Genomic DNA, 16950 nt, shown 5'->3' with positions numbered 1-16950 from the left:
CGTTGCTTTGTCAACATTCCGCGCAGCCTGTCAAGAGTTTACAAACAACCATGAACGTAAGTATATTGCGTAGCAAGCTACTTATCTACTCACAGCTTGTTTTTTACCCTTCCACACTTCTTGTGCGCTCTTTGCGCGCCTGACCCGAGGATCTTCATGCAACTTAAGCCAGCTGTTACCGCTCTGGTCACTGCCGTCGCCCTGGCATCGCTGCTCAGCGGATGTAAAAAGGAAGAAGCGGCTCCGCCCGCTCAAACCCCTCAGGTCGGCGTGGTCACCATTCAACCGCAAGCCTTTACCCTGACCTCCGAACTGCCGGGCCGTACAACGGCCTACCGCATTGCGGAAGTTCGCCCTCAGGTCAACGGCATCATTCTCAAGCGCCTGTTCAAGGAAGGCGCGGACGTGAAGGAAGGGCAGCAGCTCTACCAGATCGACCCGTCGGTGTATGACGCCACCCTGAAAAGCGCCCAGGCCAGCCTGACCCAGACCAAGTCCATCACCGACCGCTACAAGCAGTTGGTCGATGAACAGGCCGTCAGCCGTCAGGAATACGACACCGCCGTCGCCAACCGCATGACCGCCGAAGCAAACGTTCAAACCGCCCAGATCAACGTGCGCTACACCAAAGTGTTCGCGCCGATCTCCGGTCGCATCGGCCGTTCTTCGGTGACCGAAGGCGCGCTGGTCAGCAATGGCCAGACCGACGCCATGGCCGTGATCCAGCAACTGGACCCGATCTACGTCGACGTCACCCAGTCTTCGGCTGAAATGCTGAAACTGCGCCGCGACCTGGAAAGCGGCCAGTTGCAAAAAGCCGGCGACAACGCGGCCAAGGTCAAGCTGACCCTGGAAGATGGCAGCGCCTACGCCCAGGACGGCAAGCTGGAATTCTCCGAAGTGTCGGTCGACCAGACCACCGGTTCGGTCACCCTGCGCGCCGTGTTCCCCAACCCCGACCACACCCTGTTGCCTGGCATGTTCGTGCACGCCCAACTGCAAGCCGGTGTGAACAGCAAGGCCATCCTGGCACCTCAGCAAGGCGTGACCCGTGACCTCAAGGGCATTCCGACCGCGCTGATCGTGAACAAGGACAACAAGGTCGAGCAACGTCAACTCGTCGCCAACCGCACGGCCGGTGCCTACTGGCTGGTGGAAAAAGGCCTCGACGCCGGTGACCGCGTGATCACCGAAGGTCTGCAATTCATCAAGCCGGGCATCGAGGTCAAGGTCAAGGACGCTGACAACGCCAAACCCGCCGGAAGTGCTGCAGCGCCTGCTGCCGCCGCTGGTAAAGGGGAGTAATCCATGTCGAAATTTTTTATCGACCGTCCCATTTTTGCCTGGGTAATTGCCCTGGTGATCATGCTGGTCGGGGCACTGTCGATCCTGAAGTTGCCCATCAACCAATACCCGGCCATTGCGCCGACCGCCATCGACATCCAGGTGACCTACCCGGGCGCGTCTGCACAAACCGTGCAGGACACCGTGGTGCAGGTGATCGAGCAACAGCTCAACGGTATCGACAACCTGCGTTACGTCGCCTCGGACAGTAACTCCGACGGCAGCATGACCATCACCGCGACGTTCAACCAGGGTACCAACCCGGACATCGCCCAGGTTCAGGTGCAGAACAAGCTGAACCTGGCGACCCCGCTGCTGCCGCAAGAAGTGCAGCAACAGGGTATCCGCGTGACCAAGTCGGTGAAGAACTTCCTGATGGTGATCGGTCTGGTGTCGGAAGACGGCAGCATGACCAAGGACGACCTGTCCAACTACATCGTGTCCAACATCCAGGACCCGATCTCGCGGACTGCGGGTGTCGGTGACTTCCAGGTCTTCGGTTCGCAATACGCCATGCGTATCTGGCTCGACCCGGCCAAGCTGAACAACTTCCAGCTCACGCCGGTGGATGTCAGCAACGCCATCGCGGCACAGAACGTCCAGGTAGCGACCGGTCAACTGGGTGGCTTGCCTGCCCTGCCCGGCACGCAACTGAACGCGACCATCATCGGCAAGACCCGTCTGCAAACCGCGGAAGCGTTCGGCAAGATCCTGATGAAGGTCAACGCCGACGGCTCCCAGGTTCGCCTGGCTGACGTGGCGCGTATCGAACTGGGCGGCCAGAACTACAGCATCAGTGCACAGTTCAACGGCAAACCGGCTTCCGGTATGGCGATCAAGCTGGCGGCGGGTGCCAACGCCCTGGACACCGGCAAGGCCATCCGCGCCACCGTGGCGTCCCTGGAGCCGTTTTTCCCGCCTGGCATGAAGGCCGTGGTGCCGTATGACACCACGCCTGTGGTGACCGAATCGATCTCCGGTGTGGTGCACACCCTGGTCGAAGCGATCGTGCTGGTGTTCCTGGTGATGTTCCTGTTCCTGCAGAACTTCCGCGCCACCATCATCACCACCATGACTGTTCCGGTGGTATTGCTGGGCACCTTCGGTATCCTCGCGGCCGCCGGTTTCACCATCAACACCCTGACCATGTTCGGCATGATCCTGGCCATCGGCTTGCTGGTGGACGACGCCATCGTTGTGGTGGAAAACGTCGAACGGGTAATGGCCGAGGAACACTTGTCGCCCAAAGAGGCAACGATCAAATCCATGGGCCAGATCCAGGGCGCCCTGGTGGGTATTGCCCTGGTACTGTCGGCGGTTCTGTTGCCGATGGCCTTCTTCGGCGGCTCCACCGGTGTGATTTACCGGCAGTTCTCCATCACCATTGTGTCGGCGATGGCCTTGTCGGTGCTGGTTGCCCTGATCTTCACTCCGGCCTTGTGCGCCACCATGCTCAAGCCGATCGACCCGGAAAAACACGGCCAACCCAAGCGCGGTTTCTTCGGCTGGTTCAACCGCACCTTCGACCGCGGCGTACTGAAGTACGAGCGCGGTGTGGGCGGCATGATCAAGCACAAGCTCCCGGCATTCCTGGTGTACGCCTTGATCCTGGCCGGCATGATCTGGATGTTCACCCGCATTCCAAGTGCGTTCCTGCCCGAGGAAGACCAGGGTGTGATCTTCGCCCAGGTACAGACACCGGTGGGTTCGTCGGCTGAACGTACGCAGAAAGTCATCGACGACATGCGGGCCTTCCTGCTCAACGACAAGGAAGGCGAGCCGGGCGAAGGCAAGGCCGTGAACTCGGTATTTACCGTGAACGGCTTCAACTTCGCCGGCCGTGGCCAGAGCTCGGGCCTTGCGTTCGTGATGCTCAAGCCATGGGACGAGCGTGACTCGAGCCAGTCGGTATTCGAAGTGGCCAAGCGTGCCCAGGGTTACTTCTTTGGCGCTTTCAAGGACGCCATGGTGTTCGCCATCGTGCCGCCTTCGGTTCTGGAGTTGGGTAACGCCACCGGTTTCGACGTGTTCCTGCAAGACCAGGGTGGCGTTGGCCACGAGAAACTGATGGCTGCACGCAACCAGTTCCTCGGCGCCGCGGCACAAAGCAAGATCCTGGCGGGTGTGCGCCCCAACGGCGTGAACGATGAGCCGCAGTACGAGCTGACCGTTGACGACGAAAAAGCCAGCGCCCAGGGCATCAGCCTCGCGGACATCCAGCAGACCCTGGCGATTGCCCTGGGTGGCAGCTACATCAACGACTTCATCGACCGTGGTCGGGTGAAGAAGGTGTATGTACAGGGTGACGCGGCCAGCCGGATGTCCCCGGAAGACTTGGACAAATGGTACGTGCGCAGCAACGACGGGAAGATGGTGCCGTTGTCGGCCATCTCGTCGGGCAAGTGGATCTACGGCTCGCCGAAGCTCTCGCGTTACAACGGTGTAGCGGCGATGGAAATCCTCGGTACGCCGGCACCGGGCTACAGTACCGGTGACGCGATGGCGGAAGTCGAGCGCATTGCCAAGGACTTGCCGGCAGGTGTCGGTTACTCCTGGACCGGCCTGTCGTACGAAGAACGTCTGTCCGGCTCCCAGGCGCCTGCGCTGTACGCCTTGTCGCTGCTGGTGGTGTTCCTGTGCCTCGCGGCCCTGTACGAAAGCTGGTCGATCCCGATCGCGGTGATTCTGGTGGTGCCACTGGGTGTGATCGGTGCACTGATCGCCACCAGCCTGCGCGGCCTGTCCAACGACGTGTTCTTCCAGGTGGGCTTGCTGGTGACGGTGGGTCTGGCGGCGAAGAACGCCATCCTGATCGTGGAGTTCGCCAAAGAGCTTCACGAGCAGGGCAAAGGCATCGTCGAGGCGGCCATTGAAGCGTCCCGCATGCGTCTGCGTCCGATCATCATGACGTCCATGGCGTTCATGCTCGGCGTACTGCCGCTGGCGATTTCCACCGGTGCAGGTTCAGGCAGCCAGCACGCCATCGGTACCGGCGTGATTGGCGGTATGATCACGGCCACCGTGCTGGCGATCTTCTGGGTGCCACTGTTCTATGCAACCGTGTCGTCTGCCGGCGAACGTAAAAAGAAAGACACTACTGAAACTCCTAAAGAGGCTGGCCAATGAGCAAGTCGCTACTTTCCCTGGCCGTCACGGCATTCGTGCTCAGTGGCTGCTCGTTGATCCCTGACTACCAGCGCCCCGAAGCGCCGGTGGCCGCGCAGTTCCCGCAGGGGCCGGCGTATTCGTCGGCCCAGGCGCCGGGTCAGGCCGCTGCCGAGCAGGGCTGGAAGCAGTTTTTCCATGACCCTGCCCTGCAACAGCTGATCCAGACCGCGTTGGTGAATAACCGTGACCTGCGTGTCGCGGCCCTGAACATCGACGCTTACGCGGCGCAGTACCAGATCCAGCGTGCCGATCTGTTCCCGGCGGTTTCGGCCACCGGCAGCGGCAGCCGCCAACGCACTCCGGCCAAGCTGTCGCAAACCGGCGAAGCCAGCATCAACAGCCAGTACTCGGCAGGCCTGGGGATCAGTTCCTACGAGCTGGACCTGTTCGGTCGCGTGCGCAGCCTGAGTGAAGAAGCCCTGCAAAAGTACTTCGCCACTGAAGAAGCACGGCGCAGCACCCAGATCAGCCTGGTGGCCAGTGTGGCCAACGCCTACCTGACCTGGCAGGCCGACAAGGAACTGCTCAAGCTGACCCAGGACACCCTCGGCGCGTTCGAGCAAAGCTACAAGCTGACCTCGCGCAGCAACGAAGTCGGCGTGGCCTCGGCCCTCGACCTCAGCCAGGCGCGCACCTCGGTGGAAAACGCCCGTGTGCAACTGGCGCGCTACACCCGCCAGGTGGCCCAGGACGAAAACAGCCTGACGCTGCTGCTGGGCGCCGGCTTGCCGGCCAACATCACCAGCAAACCGCTGTCGGATGACCTGCTCAGCGAAGTGCCGGCCGGGTTGCCATCGGACCTGTTGCAACGTCGCCCCGACATCGTGCAGGCCGAGTACAACCTGAAAGCGGCCAACGCCAATATCGGCGCGGCCCGTGCAGCGTTCTTCCCAAGCATCAGCCTGACGGCCAGCGCCGGTACCGCCAGCCCTACCCTGGGCGGCCTGTTCAAGGGCGGTTCGGGTACCTGGTCGTTCGCCCCGCAGATCAACATCCCGATCTTCAACGCCGGTAGCCTGCGCGCAAGCCTGGACTACTCGAAGATCCAGAAAGAGATCAACGTGGCCAACTACGAGAAGGCGATTCAGACCGGCTTCCAGGAAGTGTCCGACGGCCTCGCCGCACGCGAGACCTACAAGCAGCAGTTGGACGCCCAGCGTGGCTTCGTCGCGGCCAACCAGGATTACTACCGCCTGGCCGAGCGTCGCTACCGCATTGGTGTCGACAGCAACCTGACCTTCCTCGACGCCCAGCGCCAACTGTTCAGTGCCCAGCAATCGCTGATCACCGACCGCCTGGCGCAGCTGACCAGCGAGGTCAACCTGTACAAGGCCCTCGGCGGTGGCTGGAACGAGCAGACCGCGAAGAACGAGCCGTTGAAAGAAGAAGCACCGCCGCTGAAGTTGTTCTGATAGCGCAGTGACAAAAAAACCGCCTCCCTGACAGGAAGCGGTTTTTTTATGCCCGCCAACTTGCGTTCGATCATCGCCCACAACCCGCCCTCCCCCACTTTCATCCCGCCCGCCCCGCCACGCACCATGGCCGGCACCTGCATAACCCCAATAACAACAGGTCCCTCGCCATGAGCACTTTGCACCCGCGCCAGCTGTTGCTGGCCACCGCTGTCGCCAGCTTTGCCTTGCCCGTCGTCGCCGAAGAACACGGCTTTCTCGAAGACGCCAGCGCCAACCTCAACCTGCGCAACTTCTTCTTCAACCGCAATTACACCAACCCCACCAAAGCCCAGGGCGGCGCGCAGGAGTGGACGCAAAGTTTCATCCTCGACGCCCGCTCCGGCTTCACCCAAGGCACGGTGGGTTTCGGTGTGGACGTGCTGGGCTTGTACTCACAGAAGCTCGACGGCGGGCGCGGTACCGGCGGCACGCAACTATTGCCGCTGGACCACGACGGGCGCCCGGCCGACAACTTCGGGCGCCTGGGTGTGGCCTTCAAGGCGCGGGTGTCGAAGACGGAATTGAAGGTCGGCGAATGGATGCCGGTGCTGCCGATCTTGCGCTCAGACGACGGCCGCTCACTCCCGCAAACCCTGCGCGGCGGGCAGATCACCTCCAGGGAAATCGACGGCCTGACCCTCTACGGCGGCCAATTCCGCGCCAACAGCCCGCGTGACGACAGCAGCATGACGGACCTGTCGATGTTCGGGAAAACCGCCTTCACCTCGGACCGCTTCAACTTCCAGGGCGGCGAGTATGCGTTCAACGACAAACGCACCCAGGTCGGCCTGTGGAACGCCCAGCTCAAGGACATCTACCGACAGCAGTTCGTCAACCTGATCCACAGCCAGCCGCTGGGCGACTGGACCCTGGGCGCCAACCTCGGGTTCTTCTACGGCAAGGACGACGGCAGCGCCCGCGCGGGCGACCTCGACAACAAGACCTGGTCCGGCCTGTTCTCGGCCCGCTACGGCGGCAACACCTTCTACGTGGGCCTGCAAAAACTCACCGGCAACAGCGCGTGGATGCGCGTCAACGGTACCAGCGGCGGCACCCTCGCCAACGACAGCTACAACGCCAGCTACGACAACGCCCGGGAGAAATCCTGGCAAGTGCGCCACGACTTCAACTTCGTGGTGCTCGGCCTCCCCGGCCTGACCCTGATGAACCGCTATATCAGCGGCAGCAACGTGCACACCGGCACCGTCACCGACGGCAAGGAATGGGGGCGCGAAAGCGAACTGGGTTACACCGTGCAAAGCGGCACGCTCAAAGACCTCAACGTTCGCTGGCGCAATTCCAGCATGCGCCGCGACTACAGCAACAATGAGTTCGACGAGAACCGGTTGATCGTCAGTTACCCAATCAGCCTGCTGTAAACCGTCGCCAGACTTGCTGTATGGTGCGCGCCTGCCGCTGCTGATCTCCCCGGCAGCGGCCTTCAAACGAGCCCGCGCACACCATGAAATCTTTCGCCATCGCACTTGCCCTGGCGCTGAGCCTCAGCGGCTGCATCGGCGCGCCCATTGCCCTGACGCCGCAAACCGAGCAACGTTTGCAGGCCCAGGCGCCGATCCGTTTTCTGCTGACGTTCGACGATGGCCCCAGCGCTTCGGGCTACAACAACCCCAGCCGCTCCGTGGCGGCAGACCTGGCGCACAACCCGATTCTGCCGGGCATCAAGGCGGTGTTTTTTCTGCAAACCGAAGCCTCCCGCTCCGGCGGCAGCCCCCGTGGCCGCAAGACCATGCAGCGCGAGTACGCCGCCGGCCATGTGCTGGCCTTCCACACGGCCACGGCGTTTCATACCAACCACCGCTGGCTCAACGATGCCGAACTGGAAAGCACGCTGGCTCGGGGTTCCGCCGACATCGCCTCCATTACCGGCAAACCGCCTGCGCTGGTACGCCCGCCCTTCTGGAATTACGACAAACGCACCTTCGCCGCCTACACGCGCCATGGCATGCACGTGCTGCTGACCGACCTGAGTGCCAACGACGGCAAGATCTGGGGCTTCAACGGCAGCCCGCGCCGCCGCGCGAATTTGTATCGGCAACTGTCGGTAGTGCGCGAGCACATTGCCCTGGGTGAATTGCCGACGGTGGACGGCGTGATTCCGGTGGTCGTGACCTTCCACGACATCAACCGCTACACCGCCCGGCATATGCAGGAATACTTGCAGATCCTGCTGGACAGCGCGCGGATCAACGGCATGAAAGTCGCCACCGAGCCGTTCTACACCGACACTGCCACGCTGGAGCGTGCGGCGCTGGCGCGCACGGTTAAGGACGTGAATGAAGCGGTGCATTTGCCGGGGGTGTGGAATTGGCTGTGGGATGCCGATACCCATTGATCCTGAGGCGATGAAGCGTCTGTGGGAGCCGGGCTTGTGTGGGAGCTGGCTTGCCTGCGATAGCATCTCCTCGGCTGATCTGTTGAACCGAGGCGCCTGCATCGCGGGCAAGCCCGGCTCCCACACAAGCCAGCTCCCACAGTTGATTGCATTTCACATTTAAAGGGTTTGCCGGGACTCAACCCCCAGTTCATCCCACACCGATTCGGCCAGGTGAAAGGTCGCATTCGCCGCCGGTATCCCGCAGTAGATCGCGCTCTGCATCAGCACTTCCTTGATCTCGGCACGGGTCACGCCGTTGCTGGCCGCCGCGCGCAGGTGCAGCTTGAGTTCTTCACTGCGGTTCATGCCGATCAGCATGGCGATGGTGATCAGGCTGCGGGTATGCCGCGGCAAGCCCGGACGGGTCCAGATATCGCCCCAGGCGTGACGGGTGATCATTTCCTGAAACTCGTTGTTGAACTCGGTCAGCGCATTGAGGCTGCGGTCCACATGGGCATCGCCGAGTACTTCGCGGCGCACTTGCAGGCCGTCGGCATAACGTTGTTTCTCGTCCACAAAAAGCTCCTCAGCGGGCCAGCAAAAATTCAATCACCCGGTCGCTGAAGTCAGCACCGGCCTGGACATTGGACAGGTGCGCCGCATAGAACTCGGCATATTCGGCGCCCTGCACGTGGGCCTGGATAAAGTGGCTGCCGGCGGGCGGTGTCACCGCATCTTCACTGCCGGCAATCACCAGGGTCGGCACCTTGATCCGGGCCAGTTGCTCGCGGAAATCGGCATCGCGCACCGCCGCACAGTTGGCGGCGTAGCCCTCGGGCGAGGTGGCGGCCAGCATGTCGGTGATCAGCTTGGCTTGATCGGGATGAGCCTCGGCAAAGTCAGCGGTAAACCAGCGCGCAATCGACGCATCGCGCAAGGCAACCATGGCCGCCGCGCCATCGCGCAGCACCATCTCAATACGCGGGTTCCACACCTCGGGCGTGCCGATTTTGGCAGCGGTGTTGCACACCACCAGGCGCTGCAAACGTTCACCGGCATGGATGCCCAGCCATTGGCCGATCAACCCGCCCATGGACAGCCCGCAGAAATGCGCGCGCTGAATATCCAGCGCATCCAGCAGCGCAATCACGTCACGGCCCAGTTGCTCGATGCTGTAGGGGCCGGCTGTGACCAGGGATTTGCCATGGCCACGGGTGTCAAAACGCAACACGCGAAAATGCTGGGTGAAGGCCGGGATCTGGAAGTCCCACATATGCAGGTCGGTGCCCAGCGAGTTGGACAGCACCAACACCGGCGCATCCACCGGGCCGTCGAGTTGATAATGCAGTTCGCCCTCGGCGAGTTGTACAAAGGCCACAGCGGTCTCCTTACGCGGTCAATGCAAAATGTTCGGTTACAGCGCGGGTGACCCAGGTGTGCGCCTGGCCCAGGTAGTGGGCCGGGTCGAGCAGGCGATCCAGTTCCGCCGCCGACAGCTCGGCGGTGACTTGCGGCTCATCGGCCAATACCGCGCGCAGATGCTGCCCTTGCGCGACCGCCCGTTTGCAGCATTGCTCGAGCAAATGGTGCGCCGTCTCGCGTCCCAGTTTTTGCGCCAGCACAATGCTGACGGCTTCCGCCAGCACCAGGCCCTGGGTCAGATCAAGGTTGCGTGCCATGCGCTCAGGGTCGACCTCCAGCCCTTCGGCTATCAGCAGCGCCTGCTTCAAGGCTCCCGATACCAACAGGCAAATCTGCGGCAAGGTGTCCCATTCGGCATGCCACAGGCCCAGGCTGCGCTCATGTTCCTGGGGCATGGCGCTGAACATCGTCGCCACCAGGCCCGGCACGCGGGTGGCCGCGCTGATCAGCACGGCGGCGCCCACCGGGTTGCGTTTGTGCGGCATGGTCGAGGAACCGCCCTTGCCCGGCGCCGAAGGTTCGAACACTTCTGCGGCTTCGGTCTGCATCAGCAGGCTGATGTCACGGCCGAGTTTGCCGAGGCTGCCGGCGATCAAGCCGAGCACACTGGCAAACTCCACCAAGCGGTCGCGCTGGGTGTGCCAGGGTTGCTCGGGCACGTTCAGTTGCAGTTCTGCCGCCAGCGCTTCAGCCACCGGCATGGCCTGTTCGCCGAGCGCCGCCAGGGTGCCGGATGCGCCGCCGAATTGCAGCACCAGCAGGCGAGGTTTCAGTTCGGCCATACGTTGACGGCTACGAGTGACCGCCCCCAGCCACCCGGCGATTTTCATCCCCAGGGTGACCGGCGTCGCGTGTTGCAGCCAGGTGCGCCCGGCCAAAGGCAATGCCGCATAGCGCTGCGCTTGCGCCGCCAGAATCTCGGCCAACTGCGCCAGGTCCGCTTCGATCAAGGCCAGGGCGCGGCGCAGTTGCAGCACCAGCCCGGTGTCCATCACATCCTGGCTGGTTGCGCCCAGGTGCACATAGCGCTCGGCGCCGGCGTCTTGCGCGGCAATCAATTTGCCCAGCGCCTTGACCAGGGGAATCGCCGAATTTCCCGCCGTGGCAATCGCCCCGCCGAGGGCATCCACGTCGTAAAGCGAGGCCAGGCAAGCCTGGGCGATCGGTGCGACGGCGGCCTGGGGAATCAGCCCGACCCGGGCTTGTGCCCGGGCCAAACCGGCTTCGAAATCCAGCATGCCCTGCAGGCGCCCGCTGTCGCAGAACACCTCGGCCATGCTGTCAGCGGTGAAGTAAGCGTCGAACAGTTGCGTGCTCGTGCGCAGCGTCATAAGTCATCCCTTACAAATCGTGGTGCAAGTACTCCGCCTGTTTCGGCAAGCGCAAGCTGAACAGGAAGGCGATCGCCATCATCGCGGTCACATACCAGTAGAACGTATTTTCCATACCGATGGATTTCAGGCTCAGTGCGACGACTTCCGCCGAACCGCCAAAAATCGCATTCGCCACCGCATACGCCAGGCCCACGCCCAGGGCGCGCACCTGGGGCGGGAACATTTCTGCTTTCACCAGGCCGCTGATGGAGGTGTAAAAGCTCACAATCGCCAGGGCCAGGGTAATCAGCACAAAGGCCAGGAACGGGCTGCTGACGGTTTTCAGCGCCAGCAGAATCGGGAAGGTGCACAAGGTACCCAGGCCTGCGAACCACAACATGGAATTACGTCGGCCAATTTTGTCCGCCAGCATGCCGAACAGCGGCTGCATGCACATGTAGAGGAACAGTGCGCCGGTCATGATGTAGCTCGACGTCTTGGCGTGCATGCCCACGGTATTCACCAGGTACTTCTGCATATAAGTGGTGAAGGTGTAGAAAATCAGCGAGCCGCCGGCGGTGTAGCCCAGCACGGTGATAAACGCTTTGCCATGGTCGCGCAGCAACGCGACGATGCTGCCGGCGTCTTTGTCTTCGCGCATTTCCTTGCTGGAGGTTTCTTTGAGGGTTCGACGCAGCAGCAGCGAGATCACGGCGGCAATCGCGCCGATCACGAACGGAATCCGCCAGCCCCAGGCGCGCAGTTCATCTTCACTGAGAAACTGCTGCAGGATCACCACCACCAGCACCGCGAGCAATTGCCCGCCGATCAGCGTCACGTACTGGAAAGAGGCGAAAAAGCCGCGTTGCCCCTTCAGTGCGACTTCGCTCATGTAAGTCGCCGTGGTGCCGTATTCACCGCCTACCGACAGGCCCTGGAACAGCCGTGCGATCAGCAGGAAAATCGGTGCCCAGATGCCGATGTCTTTGTACGTCGGCAAAAAGGCGATAACCAGGGACCCGGCGCACATCATCAGCACCGAGATCATCATGGAGTTTTTGCGACCATGTTTGTCGGCCACGCGGCCAAACAGCCAGCCGCCGATGGGGCGCATCAGGAAACCGGCGGCAAACACGCCGGCGGTGTTGACCAGTTGTACGGTGGGGTTGTCCGACGGAAAAAACGCCGGGGCAAAGTAAATGGCGCAGAAGGCATAGACATAAAAGTCGAACCATTCGACCAGGTTGCCGGAGGACGCCCCGACAATCGCAAAAATCCGTTTGCTGCGTTCTTCTCCGGTGTAGTGACTCGTTGTTGTTGTCATGTTTTTTCACTCAGTGGGAAACGGTATAGCCTAGACATACTTTGCAACAACCATGTTCCGCAAGCAGACTTTTGGATGATCGTTCCCACGCTCTGCGTGGGAATGCCGCTTGGGACGCTCCGCGTCCGCTCTTGGAATCGTGACGCAGAGCGTCAAGGGATGCATTCCCACGCGGAGCGTGGGAACGATCGTCAAGACCCGCTCAATAATCGAAGAACACCGTTTCCCTGTCCGTGCCCTGCAAAATCACATTCCACTGATGCACACCTTGCGCATCCGGTTTGGCAATCAACGTGTCACGCCGCTCGGCAGGCACGCAGGCCAGAAGCGGGTCGTCCCCGTTCAGCGCTTCGCCCTCAAAATAGACCCGCGTCAGCAAGTGCTTTACCAAACCACGGGCAAACACCAGCACCACCAGGTGCGGCGCCTGGGTCGTGCCCTGCAACCCCGGCACGGCGCCCGGCTTGATGGTGGTGAAGCGAAAGCGCCCTTCGGCATCCACCGGTACCCGGCCGAAACCTTCGAAGTTCGGGTCCACCGCCTTGTCCTGCTCATCTTCCGGGTGGTCGTACTTGCCGGCGGCATTGGCCTGCCAGACCTCAAGCATGGCGTCGTTGACGACATCACCGTTGCCATCCACCACCTGCCCGCTGATCGCCACACGCTCACCGAGGGTGGCCTGCACGGTCAGGTCTTCGCGGTTCAGCCAGGTCAGGCCAATGTGGTAATACGGCCCGACGGTGTGGGACGTGGTCGCGTTGAGTGTCATCTCATTTCTCCATCGGCGTGGCGTCGCGGCCGCGCAGGACGATGTCCCAGCGGTAGCCGAGGGCATAGGAAGGAATGGTTTTTTCCAGGTCGAAGCGCGCGATCAAACGTTCCTTGGCCGAGGTGTCCGGCACGCAGTTGTAGATCGGGTCGTATTCGAGCAGCGGGTCGCCGGGGAAGTACATCTGCGTAACCAGCCGCGTCAGCACGCTGGGGCCGAACAGCGAAAAATGGATATGCGCCGGGCGCCACGCGTTATGGTGGTTGCCCCACGGGTAGGCGCCGGGCTTGATGGTCTGGAACTGGTACCAGCCATCGGCGTCGGTGACGGTGCGGCCGGTGCCGGTGAAGTTCGGGTCCAGCGGCGCGTCGTGCAGGTCGCGCTTGTGGTTGTAACGCCCGGCGGCGTTGGCCTGCCAGATCTCCACCAGAATGCCCGGCACCGGCAGGCCATTTTCGTCGAGCACGCGGCCGTGAATGATGATGCGTTCGCCCTGGGGCTCGCCTTCATGCTGGGCGGTGAGGTCATTGTCCTTCTCGTTGACCCGTTCGGCGCCGATGGTCGGGCCGGTGATTTCCGACAGGGAATGGGGCAGAAACACCAACGGCTGCGACGGCGAACGCAGGTTCGTCGACTGGTAGGCCGGGTGCAGGTAATCAGGTTGAGTACCCGCTTGCGGGCGCCGGTAACCGGGCTTGTCACTCATGGTGCAGTCCTCTTTTATTAAACGCGTTCAATCGCCAGGGCCAAGCCTTGGCCGACGCCCACACACATGGTCGCCAGGCCTTTGCGGCCGCCGGTTTTTTCCAGTTGATGCAACGCCGTGAGTACCAGCCGCGCACCGCTCATGCCCAGCGGGTGGCCGAGGGCGATGGCGCCACCGTTCGGGTTGACCTGCGGCGCGTCGTCGGCGATCCCCAGTTCACGCAGCACCGCCAGGCCCTGGCTGGCAAAAGCTTCATTAAGTTCGATCACGTCAAAATCGGTCACGGCCAGGCCCAGGCGTTCCACCAGCTTGCGTACGGCCGGCACCGGACCGATGCCCATCACACGCGGCGCGACGCCGGCGCTGGCCATGCCCAGAACCCGGGCGCGAGGTGTGAGCCCGTGTTTTTTCACGGCTTCGGCGGATGCCAGGATCAGCGCGGCGGCGCCGTCATTCACGCCCGAGGCATTGCCGGCGGTGACGGTCTTGTCCGGGCCGTTGACCGGTTTGAGTTTGGCCAGGACGTCCAGCGTAGTGTCCCGTGGATGCTCATCGTGCTCGACCACGGTTTCGCCTTTTTTATGGGCGACCCGCACCGGTACGATTTCTTCGGCGAAGAAACCTGCGGCCTGCGCGGCAGCCGTGCGTTGCTGACTGCGCAGGGCAAAAGCGTCCTGGTCGGCGCGGGACACCTGGTAATCATCGGCCACGTTGTCGGCGGTCTGCGGCATCGCGTCCACACCGTACTGCGCCTTCATCAGCGGGTTGATAAAGCGCCAGCCGATGGTGGTGTCTTCCAGCTTCATGTTTCGCGAGAACGCCGCGTCGGCCTTGCCCATCACGAAGGGCGCGCGGGACATCGACTCCACGCCACCGGCAATCGCCAGCTCCATTTCGCCACTGGCGATGGCGCGAAACGCCGTGCCGATGGCGTCCATGCCCGAGGCGCACAGACGGTTGAGGGTCACGCCCGGAATGCTTTCCGGCAGGCCTGCGAGCAACAACGCCATACGTGCGACGTTGCGGTTGTCTTCCCCCGCCTGGTTGGCACAGCCGAGAAACACTTCATCGACCGCGCTCCAGTCCACCGACGGGTTGCGCTCGATCAGCGCCTTGATCGGCAGCGCCGCCAGGTCATCGGCACGTACCGTGGACAAGCCGCCGCCGAAACGGCCGATGGGGGTGCGAATGGCATCACAGATAAAGACGTCACGCATCAGGCTTCTCCGGGGGCTTGGCCGTGGGCGGCCGCGGTGCGTGCTTCAAGATCACGCAGGGCGGTCAATTCGACTTCGGTGGGTTCGGCGGTGGTGGTGACCTGCTCGGCAAAGCGAATCGCCCAACCGGTGGCGGCGATCACTTGCTCGCGGGTCACGCCGGGGTGCAGCGCGGTGACCACAAATTCATGGCTGCCCTCTTCCGGCTCCATGATGCACAGGTCGGTAATGATGCCTACGGGCCCTGCGCCTGGCAGGCCGAGACGTTTGCGTGAATCGCCACCTTCGCCGTGGCCCACCGAGGTGATGAAATCCAGCTTGTCGACAAACGAACGCGCCGACTGCTTGAGGATGATCAGCACGCTCTTGGCCGAGCCCGCAATTTCCGGCGCGCCACCGGCACCTGGCAGGCGCACTTTGGGCTGATGATAATCGCCGACCACCGTAGTGTTGATGTTGCCGAAACGGTCGACTTGGGCGGCCCCGAGAAAACCGACGTCAATGCGACCGCCTTGCAGCCAGTAGCGAAAGATTTCGCCGGTGGGCACCACGGTGTCGGCCGTTTCCGCCAGTTCGCCATCACCAATCGACAGCGGCAAAACCGATGGTTTGGCGCCAATCGGGCCGGATTCGTAAATCAGCACCACGTCGGGGGATGAGGTCAGGCGCGCCAGGTTGGCGGCTTTGGATGGCAAGCCGATGCCGACAAAGCACACGGAACCGTTCTTGAGGCGGCGCGCGGCGGCCACCGTCATCATTTCGTTGGTCGAGTAAGCCATTACTGGGCCTCCTGCGCGGTGGCCAGTTTGGCCTGGAATTCACTGAAGTCGGCGGTGCCGTGGATGTATTCGTCGATCCAGGCGGTAAACGTCCCACGGTCGCGGGCGATCGGGTCCCACGCTTGATAGAAACGGTTGTCGCGCTCGGTGTAACCGTGGGCGTAGGACGGGTGCGCGCCGCCAGGCACATGGCACACGGCAGTGAGCGCCCAGGTGGGCAATACGCAGGCGTTCATCGGCGCGTTCAGGTCATCGACCATTTCTTCAACCGTGACAATGCAACGCTTGGCCGCCAGCGCCGCTTCCTTCTGCACGCCGAGAATGCCCCAGAGCAACACGTTGCCCTTGCGGTCGGCCTTTTGCGCGTGGATGACCGTGACGTCCGGGCGCACCGAGGGCACTGCCGCCAGCACTTCACCGGTAAACGGGCAGGTCACGGTCTTGATCAGCGGGTTGACCTTCGGCAAGTCGGAACCGGCGTAGGCACGCAGCACTGCGAACGGCAGGCCCGAGGCGCCGGCGACGTAGGCATTGGCCAGGTCGGCGTGGCTGTGTTCTTCGATTTCCAGCGGCTGCGGCCATTGTTTCTCGACCGCATCACGCAGGCGATGCAGGGAGCCCACCCCCGGGTTGCCGCCCCAGGAGAAAATCAACTTGCGGGCACAGCCGGCGCCGATCAACTGGTCGTAGATCAGGTCGGGTGTCATGCGCACCAGCGTCAGGTCTTTCTTGCCCTGACGAATGATTTCATGACCCGCTGCCGTAGGGATCAGGTGGGTGAAGCCTTCCAGTGCGACAGTATCGCCGTCGTTCACGAATTGCTTCACCGCGTCGCGCAGCGCAAGAATTTCAGCCATGGGGTTCGGGCTCCCGGTGTGGATCGAAAAAGGCGCTGAGGTGGCGCCGAAGTGCTTGAAGGTTAAGCCGGGGAAATGGGCCAAACAATCCGATAATCGACTCAGCGTTCGATTATCGAACGCATTGTTGTCTGGCTAATTATCTGGATGTATTGGGTCTCTGTAGGAGGTGGCTTGCCTGCGATAGCGGTGTTGAATCTTCCGGCGATATCGCAGGCAAGCCAGCTCCTACACAAGCCAGCTCACACAAGGGCGGTGATCG

Annotated in this window: 14 protein-coding genes; 5 read left to right on the top strand and 9 right to left on the bottom strand. The window is 62.3% G+C overall.

All coding sequences use genetic code 11. The features are described 5' to 3' along the window. The first annotated feature begins 156 nt into the window (after positions 1-156). The 5 genes from ATI14_RS14100 (at position 157) to ATI14_RS14080 (ending at position 8319) form a co-directional block, all read left to right on the top strand. Positions 157-1305 carry an efflux RND transporter periplasmic adaptor subunit gene (locus tag ATI14_RS14100; RefSeq protein ID WP_016970414.1) on the top strand — a complete coding sequence of 383 codons (1149 nt, stop codon included), beginning with the start codon at positions 157-159 and terminating at the stop codon, positions 1303-1305. Between the two features lie 3 nt (positions 1306-1308). Further along, complete coding sequence (locus ATI14_RS14095; RefSeq protein WP_016970413.1) at positions 1309-4470, top strand: efflux RND transporter permease subunit; 3162 nt, start codon at positions 1309-1311, stop codon at positions 4468-4470. Continuing rightward, the gene (gene adeC / locus ATI14_RS14090) at positions 4467-5924 is read left to right on the top strand and encodes an AdeC/AdeK/OprM family multidrug efflux complex outer membrane factor (RefSeq protein WP_016970412.1); all 1458 of its coding nucleotides are present in this window, start codon (positions 4467-4469) and stop codon (positions 5922-5924) included. Before ATI14_RS14095 ends, adeC begins: the two co-directional genes overlap by 4 nt. A gap of 170 nt (positions 5925-6094) precedes the next feature. Further along, entirely contained in the window at positions 6095-7345 is a 1251-nt protein-coding gene (locus ATI14_RS14085) for an OprD family porin (RefSeq protein WP_016970411.1), read from the top strand. 83 nt (positions 7346-7428) lie between these two features. Then, positions 7429-8319 carry a polysaccharide deacetylase family protein gene (locus tag ATI14_RS14080; RefSeq protein ID WP_016970410.1) on the top strand — a complete coding sequence of 297 codons (891 nt, stop codon included), beginning with the start codon at positions 7429-7431 and terminating at the stop codon, positions 8317-8319. Between the two features lie 159 nt (positions 8320-8478). Here ATI14_RS14080 and pcaC read toward each other — a convergent pair whose 3' ends face one another. The 9 genes from pcaC to ATI14_RS14035 form a co-directional block, all read right to left on the bottom strand. Beyond that, the gene (gene pcaC / locus ATI14_RS14075; RefSeq protein WP_016970409.1) at positions 8479-8877 is read right to left on the bottom strand and encodes a 4-carboxymuconolactone decarboxylase; all 399 of its coding nucleotides are present in this window, start codon (positions 8875-8877) and stop codon (positions 8479-8481) included. 10 nt (positions 8878-8887) lie between these two features. Continuing rightward, entirely contained in the window at positions 8888-9679 is a 792-nt protein-coding gene (gene pcaD, locus ATI14_RS14070; RefSeq protein ID WP_016970408.1) for a 3-oxoadipate enol-lactonase, read from the bottom strand. Between the two features lie 10 nt (positions 9680-9689). Beyond that, entirely contained in the window at positions 9690-11054 is a 1365-nt protein-coding gene (locus tag ATI14_RS14065; protein ID WP_016970407.1) for a 3-carboxy-cis,cis-muconate cycloisomerase, read from the bottom strand. A gap of 10 nt (positions 11055-11064) precedes the next feature. Next, the gene (locus ATI14_RS14060) at positions 11065-12360 is read right to left on the bottom strand and encodes an MFS family transporter (RefSeq protein ID WP_016970406.1); all 1296 of its coding nucleotides are present in this window, start codon (positions 12358-12360) and stop codon (positions 11065-11067) included. A 202-nt stretch (positions 12361-12562) separates the two neighbouring features. Continuing rightward, the gene (pcaG, locus tag ATI14_RS14055) at positions 12563-13129 is read right to left on the bottom strand and encodes a protocatechuate 3,4-dioxygenase subunit alpha (RefSeq protein WP_016970405.1); all 567 of its coding nucleotides are present in this window, start codon (positions 13127-13129) and stop codon (positions 12563-12565) included. A 1-nt stretch (position 13130) separates the two neighbouring features. Continuing rightward, positions 13131-13835 (bottom strand): protocatechuate 3,4-dioxygenase subunit beta, encoded by a 705-nt coding sequence (gene pcaH, locus ATI14_RS14050; RefSeq protein ID WP_017254245.1) that lies wholly within the window; start codon positions 13833-13835, stop codon positions 13131-13133. Positions 13836-13852: 17 nt separating this feature from the next. Next, a complete protein-coding gene (pcaF, locus tag ATI14_RS14045; protein WP_177007912.1) occupies positions 13853-15055 on the bottom strand; it encodes a 3-oxoadipyl-CoA thiolase in 1203 nt (400 codons plus the stop codon). Beyond that, complete coding sequence (locus ATI14_RS14040) at positions 15052-15831, bottom strand: CoA-transferase subunit beta (RefSeq protein ID WP_016970402.1); 780 nt, start codon at positions 15829-15831, stop codon at positions 15052-15054. The genes pcaF and ATI14_RS14040 overlap by 4 nt, the downstream gene beginning before the upstream one ends. Beyond that, positions 15831-16688, bottom strand: coding sequence for a CoA transferase subunit A (locus ATI14_RS14035; RefSeq protein WP_016970401.1), 858 nt, complete (start codon positions 16686-16688; stop codon positions 15831-15833). The genes ATI14_RS14040 and ATI14_RS14035 overlap by 1 nt, the downstream gene beginning before the upstream one ends. Positions 16689-16950 lie beyond the last annotated feature (262 nt).

Source organism: Pseudomonas tolaasii NCPPB 2192 (genome assembly GCF_002813445.1).
GTDB lineage: Bacteria > Pseudomonadota > Gammaproteobacteria > Pseudomonadales > Pseudomonadaceae > Aquipseudomonas > Aquipseudomonas tolaasii.
This window is presented reverse-complemented; position numbering and strand designations above follow the sequence as displayed.